The organism is Pseudomonas sp. Sample_14 (genome assembly GCF_004307515.1).
Classification (GTDB): domain Bacteria; phylum Pseudomonadota; class Gammaproteobacteria; order Pseudomonadales; family Pseudomonadaceae; genus Aquipseudomonas; species Aquipseudomonas atacamensis.
The window spans coordinates 19,861-35,729 of sequence record NZ_RCOC01000054.1; the positions used below are offsets into that span (position 1 = coordinate 19,861).

The following is a 15,869-nucleotide window of genomic DNA, read 5'->3' on the forward strand; positions in this document are numbered from 1 at the left end:
GTGAAGCGGGGCGGTTAGCCCGCCACCAGCACCCGAATCGCTTCCAGACGCAGCGCCGCTTTGTCGAGCATCGCCAGACCCTGCTCACGCTGAGTGCGCAATGCCTGCAGTTCGCTGTCGCGCACGGTCGGGTTGACCGCTTGCAACGCGGTCAGGCGCGCCAGTTCTTCGTCGGTGTCGGCGGCCAGACGACGGCGCGCTTCGGCCACACGCTCGGCGTGACGCGGGGCGATCTTTTCTTCGCCAGCGTTGATCCGTGGCGTCAACTGATCGCGCTGGGCCTGGATGAACTTGTTGGCGCTGGCACGCGGCACGCTTTCCAGCTGATCGTTGAGGGTTTCGAACGACACCCGTGGCGACAGGTCATTACCATTGGCATCGAGCAGGCAACGCAGCGCCGCCGGTGGCAGGTAGCGACCCAGTTGCAGCGAGCGCGGTGCGACCACTTCGCTGACGTACAGCAATTCGAGCAACACGGTGCCCGGCTTCAACGCCTTGTTCTTGATCAGCGCGACGGCGGTGTTGCCCATCGAGCCGGACAGCACCAGATCCATGCCGCCCTGCACCATCGGGTGTTCCCAAGTGATGAACTGCATGTCTTCGCGCGACAGCGCCTGATTGCGGTCGTAGGTGATGGTCACGCCTTCGTCGTCGCCCAGCGGGAAACTGGCGTCGAGCATCTTCTCGCTCGGCTTGAGGATCAGAGCGTTTTCCGAATGGTCTTCGCTGTCGATGCCGAAGGCGTCGAACAGGGTTTCCATGTAGATCGGCAGGGCGAACTGGTCGTCCTGCTCGAGGATCGCTTCTACCAGCGCTTCACCTTCGCCAGCGCCGCCGGAATTCAATTCCAGCAAACGGTCGCGGCCGGTGTGCAGCTCGGCTTCGAGACGCTCACGCTCGGCCCGTGCTTCGTCGATCAGCGTTTGCCACTCGCCGTCATCGGCTTCTTCGAGCAGCGGCAGTAGGCGCGGGCCGAACTGATGCTGCAAGGCGTTGCCGGTCGGGCAGGTATTGAGGAAGGCGTTGAGCGCTTCGTGGTACCACTGGAACAGGCGCTCTTGCGGGCTGGTTTCCAGGTACGGCACGTGCAGTTCGATGATGTGCTTCTGGCCGATCCGGTCGAGACGGCCGATGCGCTGCTCGAGCAGGTCCGGGTGCGACGGCAGATCGAACAGCACCAGGTGGTGAGCGAACTGGAAGTTGCGACCTTCACTGCCGATTTCCGAGCAGATCAGCACTTGCGCGCCGAACTCTTCATCAGCGAAGTAGGCGGCGGCGCGATCACGCTCGAGGATGTTCATGCCTTCGTGGAACACCGTGGCCGGGATGCCGGAACGCACGCGCAACGCGTCTTCCAGGTCCATCGCGGTTTCGGCGTGGGCGCAGATCACCAGCACTTTGGTGCGCTTGAGCATTTTCAGCTGATCGATCAGCCACTCGACGCGCGGATCGAATTTCCACCAGCGCTCTTCTTCACTGGCTTCCGGCTGCGCCTGGAAGCTGACTTCCGGGTACAGCTCGGCGTGTTCGCCCAGCGGCAGTTCGAGGTATTCGTCGGGGCACGGCAGCGGGTACGGGTGTAGTTTGCGCTCCGGGAAACCCTGCACGGCGGCGCGGGTGTTGCGGAACAGCACGCGGCCGGTGCCGTGGCGATCGAGCAGTTCACGCACGAGGCGGGCGCTGGCTTCAGTATCGCCATCGTTGACGGCGGTGAGCAGGGCTTCGCCTTCGTTGCCGAGGAAACCGTGAATGGTCTTGTGCGCTTCGGCGGAGAGACGGCCCTTGTCGAGCAGTTCCTGCACCGCTTCGGCGACCGGGCGATAGTTGTCGCTCTCGGCGCGGAACGCGGCCAGGTCGTGGAAACGGTTCGGGTCGAGCAGGCGCAGACGGGCGAAGTGGCTGTCCTGACCGAGTTGTTCCGGGGTGGCGGTGAGCAGCAGCACGCCGGGGATGACTTCGGCCAGTTGCTCGACCAGCGAATATTCCGCGCTGGCCTTGTCTTCATGCCAGACCAGGTGGTGCGCTTCGTCGACCACCATCAGGTCCCAACCGGCAGCGAACAAGGCGTCCTGTGCCTTCTCGTCATCGACCAGCCACTCCAGCGCGACCAGCGCCAGTTGCGTGTCTTCGAACGGGTTGGTGGCATCGCTTTCGATAAAGCGTTCTTCGTCGAACAGCGCGACCTGCAGATTGAAACGGCGGCGCATCTCCACCAGCCACTGATGCTGGAGGTTTTCCGGGACCAGGATCAGCACGCGGTTGGCGCGGCCCGAGAGCAGTTGGCGATGGATCACCAGACCGGCTTCGATGGTTTTACCCAGACCCACTTCGTCCGCCAGCAATACGCGCGGGGCGATACGGTCGGCGACTTCGCGGGCGATGTGCAACTGGTGCGCGATCGGTTGCGCACGCACGCCACCCAGGCCCCACAGCGAGGACTGCAACTGGCGGCTGGTGTGTTCAAGAGTGTTGTAGCGCAGGGAGAACCACGGCAGCGGGTCGATCTGCCCGGCGAACAGGCGGTCGCTGGCCAGACGGAACTGAATGAAGTTCGACAGCTGGGTTTCCGGCAGCGTGACGACTTCGTTCTGCCCGTTGAGGCCGTGATAGACCATCAGCCCGTCGACGTCGTCGACCTGCTGCACGGTCATCTTCCAGCCTTCGAAATGGGTGATGGAGTCGCCCGGCGAGAACCGCACGCGGGTCAGGGGCGCATTCCGTAGCGCGTACTGGCGGGTTTCGCCAGTGGCCGGGTAAAGCACGGTCAGCAAGCGGCCGTCCTGTGCCAGAACGGTGCCTAAACCAAGCTCTGCTTCGCTGTCACTGATCCAGCGTTGCCCCGGTTGATACTGCTGCGCCATGCTGCCTGACTCCCACCTTGAAAAAGCGGGCTATCTTAACGGAATGCGACCCTGAGGCCAAAGAAATACTGGGGTAGGAGCTGCCGCAGGCTGCGATCTTTTGATCTGTGGGAACACTTCGATTTTGCGTTGTCCCATAAGAGATCGCAGCCTTCGGCAGCTCCAACAGGTGCCAAGCGCATCACAAGTTTGCGACAGGCGGCTCAAGGCGCCTGCACCCCAGCCGATAGCCTGCAGACAGGAGACCTTTATATGTTGCCACCGATGCTCCCCTTGAGCGCCGTGCCGATCACTTCCCAGCAGGATCCGATCCGCCAGCGGCCGGACATCCCGCCAGTGGTGCCGGTGCAGGAAAGCTCCAACGAAAGCACGATCGATCTGCAGAAGCGTGATCCGGAAGAGGATCGTCTGCTGGCGCGCGAAGAACAGCGTCGTCAGCAGGAACGTGACCGCCGACGCCGTGAGGCGGATGAGGATCCTGAAGAGCATCTGGCCGTGCCGGGTACCGAGTTGAACGCCGACAACACCGTGCCGGTGGTGCCGTTGATAGACGATCAGCCGCGTCAGGGGCTGTGGGTCGATATCGAGATTTGAGCAGTGACTGGTCAGCGCCTGCGCCAAGCGGCATGATTGGCGCAATCCTGCCGGTGACGGCAGCTGTGATCTCTTCTGCGATGTGCCGGACGCCATGAGCCAAGACGACAAACTGATCGACCTCAGCACTGAACGCGCCAAGCGTGTGCATGACCTCAACGAAAAGCGCCTGAACGAAGTGCGCCAGGCTTTCGAGCAGGCGATGCCGTTGGGAAAAGCCAAGAAAAAGTCGAAGAACAAGCCGAAAAAGCGTTGATCTCCCGCTGCATTGGTTGATGCAGATCAGTTATTTCCCCTCCTTTATTTCCCAACGTTGCGGATATTGATCCTGGTCAATATGTGCGCCTGTGTGTTTGTTAATTTGAGTCCATCGCAACAAAGCAAAGCAAAGCAGGGCCGGGAGGTCAGTCATGTTTTTCGATAACGTGGTGTTTGCCGGGGTTCTCACGGTGGGGCTCATGGTGCTGTTTTTTGCAGGGTTTGGATTTTTTATCTGGAAGGATGCGCATAAGCGGCGCAAGTGAGTTCTTCTGGATTTGATGGGCACGCAAGGCATTTTGGGGCGACTTCGGTTGCCCCTTTTTTTTGTGCCTTGGCGGCCTTTTGGCCGACCAGGCTGTTGGGGTTTTGGGTGAATATCCGTTGCTTCGGGTGTGGCGGCTGGCGGTTTCGCCCTTACGGCGAGTCACTTTTTCAGACGCCAAAAAGTAACCAAAACGCTAGCTCCTGCGTTCGGCCCTCGCAGGCTCGGGTCCCTTCGCTCCGGGACTGATCCGGGCGCAGCGGCTCCGGTTTGCTTCGCTGCACCTCCTTCCGCTGTGTCTGGCTGCGCCAGACGGTCGCTGCGCTCCCACGCCCGGATCAATCCCTCCACTCAGCCTTCCGACGTCGCCGGTGGATCAAGATCAAGAGCAGGCGAGCTGACACTCGGCCTATTGAGTGGTGAAAAGCGTGGGTGTTCGGCTTTTGATTTGCATTGTTGCTGCCCCTCACCCCAGCCCTCTCCCCGAGGAGAGGGAGCTGATTTGTGTGCTTTTCAAATCCTGAGTTCAACTCGGACTTTCACATCGACGTAACTCGCTCAAACACCTCGGTCAGTTCCCTCTCCCTCCGGGAGAGGGCTAGGGTGAGGGGCTCTTGATCTGGCTTTTGCTTTGGCTTTTGATCTTTTGCCCCTTCGGCAGACTTCTTAGCCCCAATAACAAAAAAGGCGTGATCCTCACGAATCACGCCTTTTCCAATCAACAGCTAACGATCAACTACCCAAAGCCTTCGAAGCCAACCAGAACAATCCGGCCGACAGCGCCACGGTCGCTGGCAAGGTCAACACCCAGGCCAGCAAAATGGTCTTGACCGTGCCACCCTGCAGGCCGCTTTTATTGGCAACCATGGTCCCGGCCACACCCGAAGACAACACGTGAGTGGTCGACACCGGCAGGCTGAAAATGTTGGCCATGCCGATCAAACTGGCGGTGGTGATCTGCGCCGACATGCCCTGGGAATAGGTCATGCCCTGCTTGCCGATCTTCTCGCCAATGGTCAGCACTACGCGCTTCCAGCCGACCATGGTGCCCAGGCCCAGTGCCAGGGCGACCGCCAGAATCACCCAGAACGGGGCGTATTCAGTGGTGGTGGTCAGGTCTTTGCGCAGCTTGTCGAGGTCAGCCTTTTCACGGGCTTCCAGGCCAGGCAGCTTGCCGACTTTCTTCGCCGTGTCGTCCAGGCAGAGCAGGTAGCGACGCACTTCGATGCGGCTGTCCGACGACAGCGAATGATAGTCCGCTACACCTTTGAGAGTGTGCAGCAGGGCGGTGATGGTCGGTTCGGTCTGCTGCGGGTTGCAGCGGAATTTCTCCGGCAGGTCGCCTTCCACGCTCTTGCCCAGGGCCAGGAACTCACCCAGCGAATCGGCGTTGCGCTGGTAGAACTGGCTCAGGTGCAGGGTCGCGTCGCGGGTGCGTTCGATCTGGTAGGTGGTGCTGTTCAGGTCGAGTACGAACTGTGCCGGGACGATACCGATCAGCACCAGCATGATCAGGCCAATGCCTTTCTGGCCGTCGTTGGAACCGTGCACGAAGCTCACGGCCATGGCCGAGATCACCAGGACCAGACGGTTCCAGAACGGTGGGTGCTTTTTGTCGTCGATCTTGCGGCGCTGTTCCGGCGTCTTGTGCATCTTCGACAGCGGGCGCCACCATTTCAGGCCGATCAGCACCAGCGCGGCGATGAGGAAGCCGGCCATCGGCGAGAACACCAGCGAGGCGCCGATGTCGATCGCTTTCTGCCAGTTCACGCCATCTCTCAACGGAATGTCGTTGATCAGCGCGTTGGCCAGGCCGACACCGAGGATCGAGCCGATCAGGGTGTGCGAGCTGGAAGCCGGGATACCGAAGTACCAGGTACCCAGGTTCCAGGCGATTGCCGCGGCGAGCAACGAGAACACCATCGCCAGGCCATGGCCGGTGTTCACATTGATCAGCAGCTCAACCGGCAGCAAGTGGACGATGGCATACGCCACGCCAACGCCGCCCAGCAGCACGCCGAGGAAATTGAACACACCGGAAAAGAACACCGCCAGGTGTGGCGGCATGGCTTTGGTGTAGATAACAGTGGCTACCGCGTTAGCGGTGTCATGAAATCCATTGATGAACTCGAAGGCGAGGACAAACGTCAGGGCGAGCAAGAGGCTCACAAGCACCCAAGCATCCAGTCCGCTGAATAAATCGATCATGAAGGTTTTCTGACCCGGTCGTAAGGGGGCGCGATTATGCCAGAAAAGACAGGAAATCGATGCCCCGTCTGCTCACTGGTCACACCCTTCTTCGATTTAATTTGTTGCAGGGCGTGAAAACCAAGCAGCACGCAGGGTTTTTCAACTACTTGATTTTATTGAATAAACTAGATTTTCGAGCCGTTTTTTCAGACATCGCAAAGGCTCAAACGCTTGTCTGAAATATCTCTGAAACCTGTGGGACGCTCGTTCATAAGCCGCAGAACAGCGATGCAGCCGCTGCCCGCGGATAGCGGGCGCGCGAGGTGTCGTCTTCCACCGCGCTGTGGCTCAGGCGGACGCCGACTTTCGAATGCTCAACCGCCGTGGCTCATGGCTCATGGCTCTTCGGCTTTGAGTTCCTTTTCGATCTTTTCGATTTCCTGCTTGAACACCTGATCCTGAACGGTAGGGCGCTTGCGCCATGCCTTGCGTTCCGGTTCCGGCTGAGCGGCGTAGGTGGTGACTTCCCCGCCGTAAACTTCCTTGTAACGTTGTTCCTGGCGCTCTAGTTCCGCGCGCAGTTCGTCTTTTGTCACGGTGCTACCTGTATGAGTTGAATTGAATATCCGGTGAAACACACTGCAACGAGTCAATAGAGCGAGCCCGACAGTCATCCACAGCCCGATCGGGCGCGGAGACATTGCAGAGGCGATCAAGACTTCCGTGTTACAGGCGGCTACGGCACCAGATAAAAACTGACGCAGCATCAGTTTCCTGTTTCAGCGAGCGCTGGCGTTGCATGTGTGATGGGCGCCGGGCGCTGGCCGGAGCTGAGACGAAGGACCTCGTTTCAGCAAGTCGCGGGCTTTTGATTAAAGCGCCGCGACTAGGGTGCATTATAGCGGCCGATTCGGGAATGACTATCTTTGCCAAGTTAAAAACGGTTCTGAATGTGTGATGGTTTTGTTGCTGGCAACTTTTGCCGCTAGTTAAGTGTAAAGACAGCGTTATAGAACCGGCGTTCTGTTTTTGGCGCCATTAACTGGAACAACTAAGTTGCGAGCAGAATCGCTAAAGCTGCCTCAAGGATGAAGAGGAGAGCGGGGGCTGGATTGCGATTATCGGTCGGCGGTTCGATAATCGCCCAATGTTGGCGCCCCGGTGCTTGTGCATCGCGCGGCGAGCCGTTTGACTAGGCATCGATGCGTGCCGGACAAGGACAAGAAATGAACGATCAAATGCGCAACTCCTTCACCTCGGTGGCGCCGCCCATTGTCGCCTCGCCGGCCAAGCGCATTCAGGCGCTGACCGGTGATCCGGATTTCATGACGTCCCTGGCCCGTGGTCTGGCCGTGGTGCAGGCGTTTCAGGAACGCAAACGCCACCTGACCATCGCGCAGATAAGTCATCGCACTGAAATCCCTCGCGCCGCCGTGCGCCGTTGCCTGCACACGCTGATCAAGCTCGGCTACGCCACCACCGACGGCCGCACCTATTCGCTGCTGCCGAAAGTGCTGACCCTCGGCCACGCCTATCTGTCCTCGACACCGCTGGCCGTCTCCGCCCAACCGTATCTGGATCGCATGAGCGAGCAACTGCACGAGGCCTGCAACATGGCGACGCTGGAGGGCGATGACATTCTCTATATCGCGCGTTCGGCGACCACTCAGCGATTGATCTCGGTCGACCTTTCCGTCGGCGGGCGTCTCCCTGCCTATTGCACGTCGATGGGGCGCATTCTGTTGGCCGCGCTGGACGACACCTCCCTGGGCGAATACCTCGACCACGCCGAACTGGTGGCCAAGACCAGCCGCACCATTCATACCCCCGACGCGTTGCTCGAATGTTTGCAGCAGGTGCGGCAGCAGGGCTGGTGCATTGTCGATCAGGAACTGGAACAGGGCCTGCGCTCGATCGCTGTGCCGGTGTACGACGCCTCCGGGCAAGTGGTCGCCGCGCTGAATGTCAGCACCCACGCCGGGCGGGTCAGTCGCGCCGAGCTGGAGCAGCGCTTCTTGCCGGGCCTGCTCAGCGCCAGTCGCGACCTCAGTGCGCAGTTGTTCGCCTGAGGAAGCTGTTCGATAAACGCACAGTGTTGCGTTTATCGAATTGACGCTAAAACCCTCGGATCATTAATGTCGCGGCAGCGTCATCCGGCGCTGATGTGAATGAGCTCGCCGGACTGTCGACCCCATAATAATGACAAGAGGCAACTCACCATGCGCTCGCTCCCCGACTGTCTGTATCCCACCCGTTGTTGCCGGGTTCACCGCAACGCCTGATTACAACCTTCTATTCTTGTGACCGTGCCTTCCTTTGGCCGGCCGCCGTTCGACTGCGTTTTTTGCGTGGAATAAAAATAATGAACCAGCCTCAGTCCGCTGTGGGTAACTGCCTCGATGTGCAGACCTTCATCAACGCCCAACCGATCTCGCGCTATCAGTGGCGGGTGGTGATCCTGTGTTTCCTGATCGTATTTCTCGACGGCCTCGACACCGCCGCCATGGGCTTCATCGCCCCGGCGCTGTCGCAAGACTGGGGCATCGACCGCGCCAGCCTCGGCCCGGTAATGAGTGCCGCGCTGATTGGTATGGTCTTCGGCGCGCTCGGCTCCGGCCCGTTGGCTGACCGCTTCGGGCGCAAGGTTGTCCTCGTCGGTGCGGTGATTCTGTTCGGCGGCTTCAGCCTGGCCTCGGCGTACAGCACCAACGTCGAACAACTGCTGGTGTTGCGCTTTCTGACCGGTCTCGGTCTCGGCGCGGGCATGCCCAACGCGACGACGCTGCTCTCGGAATACACACCCGAGCGCAAGAAGTCGCTGCTGGTGACCAGCATGTTCTGCGGCTTCAACCTCGGCATGGCCGGCGGCGGTTTCATCTCCGCGAAGCTGATCCCGGCGTTCGGCTGGCATGCTCTGCTGATGATCGGCGGGATCCTGCCGCTGATCCTCGCCGTGGTATTGGTGTTCTGGCTGCCGGAATCGGCGCGCTACCTGGTGGTGCGCAACCGTGGCACCGACAAAGTACGCAAGACCCTCGCGCCGATCGACCCGGTTACCGTTGCCCAGGCTGCGAGCTTCAGCGTGCCGGAACAGAAGACCGTGAAGGCGCGCAATGTCTTTGCGGTGATCTTCTCCGGCACTTACAGCACCGGCACGCTGCTGTTATGGCTGACCTATTTCATGGGCCTGGTGATTGTGTACCTGCTGACCAGTTGGCTGCCGACGCTGATGCGCGACAGCGGCGCGAGCATGGAGCAGGCCGCGTTCATCGGTGCGTTGTTCCAGTTTGGCGGCGTGTTGAGCGCGGTCGGCGTGGGCTGGGCGATGGATCGCTTCAATCCGCACAAGGTCATCGGCGTTTTCTACCTGCTGGCCGGGGTGTTTGCCTACGCCGTGGGACAAAGCCTGGGCAACATCACCTTGCTGGCGACGCTGGTACTGGTGGCGGGCATGTGCGTCAACGGCGCGCAATCGGCGATGCCGTCATTGGCGGCACGCTTCTACCCGACTCAGGGCCGTGCGACCGGGGTGTCGTGGATGCTGGGCATCGGCCGCTTCGGCGCGATCCTCGGCGCGTGGATGGGCGCAACCTTGCTTGGCCTGGGCTGGAATTTCGAGCAAGTGCTGACCGCACTGGTGATTCCGGCCGGTTTGGCGACGGCGGCGGTGCTGATCAAGGACATGGTCAGTCATGCGGATGCGACCTGAGGCAGACCCATGATCGTTCCCACGCTCCGCGTGGGAATGCCTCAACGGAGGCTCTGCGTTCGGCTGTACAGGGACGCGGAGCGTCCCCGGCAGCATTCCCACGCGGAGCGTGGGAACGATCATTAGGGAAGCAACAATCCGTTCGATAAACGAACACTCAGTCGATTATCGGATTGTTTGGCGAATTTCCCGAGCTTAATCTTCAGTGACTCCGGCGCTGAACCTCGCGCCTTTTTATCACTGGCGATTCCTTACAAGAACAGGAGCCCGCTCCATGGCTGAGATCCTTTCGCTGCACGACGCGGTGAAGCAATTCGTCAACGATGGCGATACCGTCGCCCTCGAAGGCTTCACTCACCTGATCCCTACGGCAGCGGGTCATGAAATCATTCGTCAAGGCAAGAAAGATCTGACGCTGGTGCGGATGACGCCTGACCTGATCTACGACCAACTGATCGGCGCCGGTTGCGCGCGCAAACTGATTTTCTCCTGGGGCGGCAACCCGGGTGTGGGCTCGCTGCACCGCCTGCGTGACGCGGTCGAGAAAAAATGGCCGCACGCGCTGGAAATTGAAGAACACAGCCACGCCGACCTCGCCAACGCCTACGTTGCCGGCGCGTCCGGCCTGCCGTTCGCGGTGCTGCGTGCCTACGCCGGCTCCGACCTGCCGAAGGTCAATCCGCTGATCAAAACCGTGACCTGCCCGTTCACCGGCGAAGTGCTGGCGGCAGTGCCATCGGTACGCCCGGACGTCACCGTGATTCACGCGCAGAAAGCCGACCGCAAAGGCAACGTGTTGCTCTGGGGCATTCTCGGTGTGCAGAAAGAAGCCGCGCTGGCGGCCAAGCGCTGCATCGTCACCGTGGAAGAAATCGTCGACGACCTCAACGCACCGATGAACGCTTGCGTGCTGCCGACCTGGGCCTTGAGCGCGGTCTGCCACGTGCCGGGTGGCGCGCATCCGTCCTACGCCCACGGTTACACCGAGCGTGACAATCGTTTCTATCAGGCGTGGGACCCGATCGCTCGCGACCGTGAGACGTTTACCGCGTGGATCAACGAATACATCCATGGCTGCGCTGACTTCAGCGAATTCCAGGCCAAATTGGCCGCTGCTTCGGAGGCCAAGTAATGACTTACACCACCAATGAAATGATGACCGTCGCGGCGGCCCGGCGCCTGAAGAACGGCTCGGTATGTTTCGTCGGCATCGGCCTGCCATCGAAAGCCGCCAACCTCGCGCGCCTGACTTCATCGCCGGACGTGGTGCTGATCTACGAATCCGGCCCGATTGGCGCCAAGCCGAGCGTACTGCCGCTGTCCATCGGTGACGGTGAGCTGGCCGAGACCGCCGACACGGTGGTGCCGACCGGTGAAATTTTTCGCTACTGGCTGCAGGGCGGGCGCATCGACGTCGGTTTCCTCGGCGCCGCGCAGGTCGACCGTTTCGGCAACATCAACACCACCGTGGTCGGCGACTACCACGCGCCGAAAGTGCGTCTGCCGGGTGCCGGTGGCGCGCCGGAGATTGCCGGTTCGGCGAAAAGCGTGCTGATCATCCTTAAACAGTCGGCGCGTTCGTTTGTCGACAAGCTCGATTTCATCACCTCGGTCGGTCACGGCGAAGGTGGCGATTCGCGTAAACGTCTCGGCCTGCCGGGCGCCGGGCCGGTGGGCATCATCACCGACCTGTGCATCATGGAACCGGAGGAGGGTACCCACGAATTCGTGGTCACTGCGCTGCATCCGGGCGTGACCCGCGAGCAAGTGGTCGCCGCCACCGGTTGGGCGATCCGTTTTGCCGACTCCGTTGAAACCACCGCTGAGCCGACCGAAGTCGAGCTGACGGCGCTGCGTGATCTTGAAGCGCGCACCGCTGCCGCCCACGGTCAGGCACCGGGAGAAGCATGATGCGTGACGTGTATATCTGCGACGCAATTCGCACCCCCATCGGCCGTTTCGGCGGCGCACTGTCTGCCGTGCGCGCCGATGACCTCGCCGCCGTGCCGATCAAGGCCCTGATGGAGCGCAATCCATCGGTGGACTGGAACGCCGTCGATGAGGTGTTTCTCGGCTGCGCCAACCAAGCCGGCGAAGACAACCGCAACGTTGCGCGCATGGCATTGCTGCTCGCCGGTCTGCCGGACAGCGTGCCCGGCGTTACGCTCAATCGCCTCTGCGCTTCGGGCATGGACGCGATCGGTACTGCGTTCCGTGCGATCGCCAGCGGCGAGATGGAGCTGGCGATTGCCGGCGGCGTCGAGTCGATGTCCCGCGCACCGTTCGTGATGGGCAAGGCCGACGCGGCGTTCTCGCGCAACATGAAACTGGAAGACACCACCATCGGCTGGCGTTTCATCAACCCGCTGATGAAGGCGCAGTACGGTGTCGATGCCATGCCGCAGACCGCTGACAACGTTGCCGACGACTACAAGGTTTCGCGCGAAGATCAGGACGCCTTTGCCTTGCGCAGTCAGCAACGTACCGCCGCCGCTCAAGCCGCCGGTTACTTCGCTGAAGAAATCGTCGAAGTGCGCATCGCCCACAAAAAGGGCGAAACCGTGGTCAGCCAAGACGAACATCCGCGCGCCGACACCACGATCGAAGCACTGGCCAAGCTGAAACCGGTCAACGGCGCGGACAAAACCGTCACCGCCGGCAATGCCTCCGGGGTCAACGATGGTGCTGCTGCGCTGATTCTGGCGTCAGCCGAAGCGGTGAAAAAACACGGCCTGACCGCCCGCGCAAAAGTGCTCGGCATGGCCAGCGCCGGCGTCGCACCACGGGTGATGGGCATCGGCCCGGTGCCGGCGGTGCGTAAACTGACCGAGCGCCTTGGCGTCGCGGTCAGCGATTTCGACGTGATCGAACTCAACGAAGCGTTTGCCAGCCAGGGTCTCGCGGTATTGCGCGAGTTGGGCCTTGCCGACGATGCGCCGCAGGTCAACCCGAATGGCGGGGCGATTGCCCTCGGTCATCCGTTGGGTATGAGCGGTGCGCGGCTGGTGCTGACCGCCCTGCATCATCTGGAAAAGACTGGCGGCAAGAAAGGTCTGGCGACCATGTGCGTCGGTGTCGGCCAGGGTCTGGCCCTGGCCATCGAACGTGTCTGACGCACTGCGGCACTTACAAGAACTGAGGAAAGCGAAATGACTGACAAGCCTGGTTACCGTCGCCCACAGGCAGGCACTCAGCCTGACTACCTGCACCCGACGTATCAATCCACCAACCTGCGCTCGCCGTCCAAGCCTTTGGTGTACCTGCCCCATTCACTCTCGGAAATCACCGGGCCGACCATCGGCGCCGAACACGTTGCCGAGAAGGACAATGACCTGACCGCACAGCACGACGGCGAGCCGTTGGGCGAGCGCATCATCATTCACGGCCGCGTGCTCGACGAAGACGGCCTGCCGGTGCCGGGGATTCTGGTGGAGATCTGGCAGGCCAATGCCGCCGGCCGCTACAACCATGCCCGCGACCTGCACGACGCGCCGCTGGACCCGAACTTCACCGGCACCGGCCGCACCGTCACCGATGCCGACGGCTGGTATCAGTTCCAGACCATCAAGCCCGGCGCCTATCCGTGGGGCAACCACCACAACGCCTGGCGCCCGGCGCACATCCACTTTTCCCTGTTCGGGCCGAGCATTCTTACGCGTCTGGTCACGCAGATGTACTTCCCTGGTGATCCGCTGCTGGCGTATGACCCGATCTACAACTGCGTGCCGGACACTTCGGCCAAGGAACGCCTGATCGCTGCTTTCGATCTGGAAAAAACCATTCCGTCCTACGCCCTCGGTTACCGCTGGGACATCGTGCTGCGCGGCCGTGAAGCCACGCCGATGGAGAAATAAGATGACGCTCTATGCGACCACGTCCCACACCGTCGGGCCGTATTACCACATTGGCCTGACCTGGCTGAACCGCGAAACCCTGGCCAACGAGCTGACCCTCGGCGAGCGCGTGGCGATCACCGGCCAGGTGGTGGACGGCAATGGCGATGTCGTCAACGACGCCATGCTCGAAGTCTGGCAGGCCAATGCCGCCGGCAAGTACGACCACCCGGAAGATCATCAGGACAAACCGCTCGACCCGAATTTCGAAGGCTTCGGCCGGGTGCCGGTGGACGCCGAAGGGCGCTTCCGTTTCACCACGATCAAACCGGGCACCGTGCCGGGGTTGAAAGGCTCGACTCAGGCGCCGCATCTGGTGGTGCTGGTGTTTGCTCGTGGTCTGGTCAAGCATTTGCTGACGCGGATTTATTTCGAGGGCGAACCGGCGAACGTTGCTGACCCGTTGCTCGAGTGCGTGCCGGCGGAGCGTCGCCAGACGTTGCTGGCCAAGGCGGATGCGTCGGGTGTGTACCAGTGGAATGTGGTTCTGCAGGGCACCGATGCCGAGACGGTGTTCTTCGATTATTGAGAGAACACCCCAAATCCCCTGTAGGACAGAGTCCCTGTGGTGAGGGGATTTATCCCCGCTGGGCTGTGAAGCAGCCCCAAAAACCAGTCGGCGCGGTATTCAGATGAACCGCGTGTATCTGATTTGCGAGTGCTTCGCACTCGAGCGGGGATAAATCCCCTCGCCACAAAGGCTGATCCAGACGCGGGTGATGATCCAATGTGGAACGGGACTGTTGCAAAGTATGTCTAGACTGTGACTGTCCCTATCGAGTGAAAAAACAATGACAACCACCACCTCCCACTACACCGGCGAAGAGCGCAGCAAGCGCATCTTTGCCATCGTCGGCGCTTCCTCCGGCAATCTAGTCGAGTGGTTCGACTTCTACGTCTACGCCTTCTGCGCGATCTATTTCGCCCCGGCGTTTTTCCCTTCCGATAACCCCACCGTGCAACTGGTCAACACCGCTGGCGTGTTCGCCGCCGGGTTCCTGATGCGGCCGATTGGTGGCTGGATCTTCGGCCGGGTCGCTGACAAGCACGGGCGCAAGAACTCGATGCTCATCTCGATTTTGATGATGTGCTTCGGCTCGCTGCTGATTGCCTGCCTGCCGACCTACAAGGACATCGGCGTCTGGGCGCCGCTGCTGTTGCTGTTCGCGCGTTTGCTGCAAGGTCTGTCGGTGGGCGGCGAGTACGGCACCACCGCGACCTACATGAGCGAAGTTGCGCTCAAGGGCCAGCGCGGTTTCTTCGCCTCGTTCCAGTACGTGACGCTGATTGGCGGACAACTGCTGGCGGTGTCGTTGGTGGTGGTGCTGCAACAGTTCCTCACTGAAGAAGACCTGCGTGCCTACGGCTGGCGGATTCCATTCGTGGTCGGTGCGGTGGCGGCGCTGATTTCGCTGTTCCTGCGTCGCTCGCTGAAGGAAACCACCAACAAGGAAACCCGCGCGCACAAAGACGCCGGCAGCATCACTGCACTGTTTCGCGATCACAAAGCGGCGTTCATCACCGTGCTCGGCTACACCGCTGGCGGCTCGCTGATTTTCTATACCTTCACCACCTACATGCAGAAATACCTGGTAAACACCGCCGGGATGCACGCCAAGACCGCCAGCTACATCATGACCGGCGCGCTGTTCCTGTATATGTGCATGCAGCCGTTGTTCGGCATGCTCGCCGACAAGATCGGCCGGCGTAATTCGATGCTCTGGTTCGGCGCCCTCGGCACGCTGTTCACCGTGCCGATTCTGCTCAGCCTGAAAAGCATCAGCAGCCCGTTCCTCGCCTTCGTGCTGATCACCCTGGCGCTGGCGATCGTCAGCTTCTACACCTCGATCAGCGGTCTGGTAAAAGCCGAGATGTTCCCGCCGGAAGTGCGCGCCCTCGGTGTCGGCCTGGCTTACGCGGTGGCCAATGCAATCTTCGGCGGCTCGGCAGAATTCGTTGCCCTGAGTCTCAAAGCCGGCGGCATGGAAAACGCCTTCTACTGGTACGTCACGGCGATGATGGCGGTGGCTTTCCTGTTCAGCCTGCGTTTGCCGAAGCAGGCGAAGTATCTGCACCACGATCTGTAAACCCATGTGCGC

At 61.0% G+C, this 15,869-nt stretch carries 15 protein-coding genes; 12 read left to right on the forward strand and 3 right to left on the reverse strand.

Translation table 11 applies throughout. The annotated features are described in order from the left end of the window. Window positions 1-14: 14 nt before the first annotated feature. Window positions 15-2,861, reverse strand: a complete 2,847-nt coding sequence (gene rapA / locus D8U61_RS12050; RefSeq protein ID WP_130926998.1) for an RNA polymerase-associated protein RapA — start codon at window positions 2,859-2,861, stop codon at window positions 15-17. Between the two features lie 252 nt (window positions 2,862-3,113). Between rapA and D8U61_RS12055 the strand changes: the two genes are divergently transcribed. The 3 genes from D8U61_RS12055 (at window position 3,114) to ccoM (ending at window position 3,979) form a co-directional block, all read left to right on the forward strand. After that, on the forward strand, window positions 3,114-3,455 hold the full coding sequence (locus D8U61_RS12055) for a hypothetical protein (RefSeq protein ID WP_024011931.1): 342 nt from the start codon (window positions 3,114-3,116) through the stop codon (window positions 3,453-3,455). Between the two features lie 94 nt (window positions 3,456-3,549). Continuing rightward, window positions 3,550-3,711, forward strand: coding sequence for a hypothetical protein (locus D8U61_RS27795; protein WP_016771347.1), 162 nt, complete (start codon window positions 3,550-3,552; stop codon window positions 3,709-3,711). A 154-nt stretch (window positions 3,712-3,865) separates the two neighbouring features. Continuing rightward, on the forward strand, window positions 3,866-3,979 hold the full coding sequence (gene ccoM / locus D8U61_RS28220; RefSeq protein WP_016771346.1) for a cytochrome c oxidase subunit CcoM: 114 nt from the start codon (window positions 3,866-3,868) through the stop codon (window positions 3,977-3,979). 731 nt (window positions 3,980-4,710) lie between these two features. On the opposite strand, the gene D8U61_RS12060 is transcribed toward ccoM, so the two are convergent. Then, window positions 4,711-6,186: an inorganic phosphate transporter gene (locus D8U61_RS12060; protein WP_016771345.1), complete on the reverse strand. Its 1,476-nt coding sequence runs from the start codon at window positions 6,184-6,186 to the stop codon at window positions 4,711-4,713. Between the two features lie 59 nt (window positions 6,187-6,245). On the opposite strand from D8U61_RS12060, the gene D8U61_RS27800 reads away from it, so the two are divergent. Continuing rightward, complete coding sequence (locus D8U61_RS27800; protein WP_177433329.1) at window positions 6,246-6,407, forward strand: hypothetical protein; 162 nt, start codon at window positions 6,246-6,248, stop codon at window positions 6,405-6,407. Between the two features lie 156 nt (window positions 6,408-6,563). On the opposite strand, the gene D8U61_RS12065 is transcribed toward D8U61_RS27800, so the two are convergent. Beyond that, window positions 6,564-6,764 (reverse strand): hypothetical protein, encoded by a 201-nt coding sequence (locus tag D8U61_RS12065; RefSeq protein ID WP_008080067.1) that lies wholly within the window; start codon window positions 6,762-6,764, stop codon window positions 6,564-6,566. A gap of 630 nt (window positions 6,765-7,394) precedes the next feature. Here D8U61_RS12065 and pcaR point away from each other — a divergent pair. The 8 genes from pcaR to D8U61_RS12105 all read left to right on the forward strand — a co-directional run bounded on the left by pcaR (window position 7,395) and on the right by D8U61_RS12105 (window position 15,857). Next, window positions 7,395-8,237 (forward strand): pca regulon transcriptional regulator PcaR, encoded by an 843-nt coding sequence (pcaR, locus tag D8U61_RS12070; protein WP_016771343.1) that lies wholly within the window; start codon window positions 7,395-7,397, stop codon window positions 8,235-8,237. Between the two features lie 293 nt (window positions 8,238-8,530). Continuing rightward, window positions 8,531-9,877 carry an MFS transporter gene (locus D8U61_RS12075; RefSeq protein ID WP_130926999.1) on the forward strand — a complete coding sequence of 449 codons (1,347 nt, stop codon included), beginning with the start codon at window positions 8,531-8,533 and terminating at the stop codon, window positions 9,875-9,877. A 274-nt stretch (window positions 9,878-10,151) separates the two neighbouring features. Then, a complete protein-coding gene (locus D8U61_RS12080) occupies window positions 10,152-11,009 on the forward strand; it encodes a CoA transferase subunit A (RefSeq protein ID WP_130887070.1) in 858 nt (285 codons plus the stop codon). Next, on the forward strand, window positions 11,009-11,788 hold the full coding sequence (locus D8U61_RS12085; protein WP_016771341.1) for a CoA-transferase subunit beta: 780 nt from the start codon (window positions 11,009-11,011) through the stop codon (window positions 11,786-11,788). Before D8U61_RS12080 ends, D8U61_RS12085 begins: the two co-directional genes overlap by 1 nt. Then, window positions 11,785-12,990: a 3-oxoadipyl-CoA thiolase gene (gene pcaF / locus D8U61_RS12090; RefSeq protein ID WP_177433330.1), complete on the forward strand. Its 1,206-nt coding sequence runs from the start codon at window positions 11,785-11,787 to the stop codon at window positions 12,988-12,990. The genes D8U61_RS12085 and pcaF overlap by 4 nt, the downstream gene beginning before the upstream one ends. A 36-nt stretch (window positions 12,991-13,026) precedes the next feature. Continuing rightward, on the forward strand, window positions 13,027-13,731 hold the full coding sequence (gene pcaH / locus D8U61_RS12095) for a protocatechuate 3,4-dioxygenase subunit beta (protein ID WP_016771339.1): 705 nt from the start codon (window positions 13,027-13,029) through the stop codon (window positions 13,729-13,731). 1 nt (window position 13,732) lies between these two features. Then, window positions 13,733-14,299 carry a protocatechuate 3,4-dioxygenase subunit alpha gene (gene pcaG / locus D8U61_RS12100; protein WP_071174625.1) on the forward strand — a complete coding sequence of 189 codons (567 nt, stop codon included), beginning with the start codon at window positions 13,733-13,735 and terminating at the stop codon, window positions 14,297-14,299. Between the two features lie 262 nt (window positions 14,300-14,561). Next, the gene (locus D8U61_RS12105; protein WP_110645961.1) at window positions 14,562-15,857 is read left to right on the forward strand and encodes an MFS family transporter; all 1,296 of its coding nucleotides are present in this window, start codon (window positions 14,562-14,564) and stop codon (window positions 15,855-15,857) included. Window positions 15,858-15,869 lie beyond the last annotated feature (12 nt).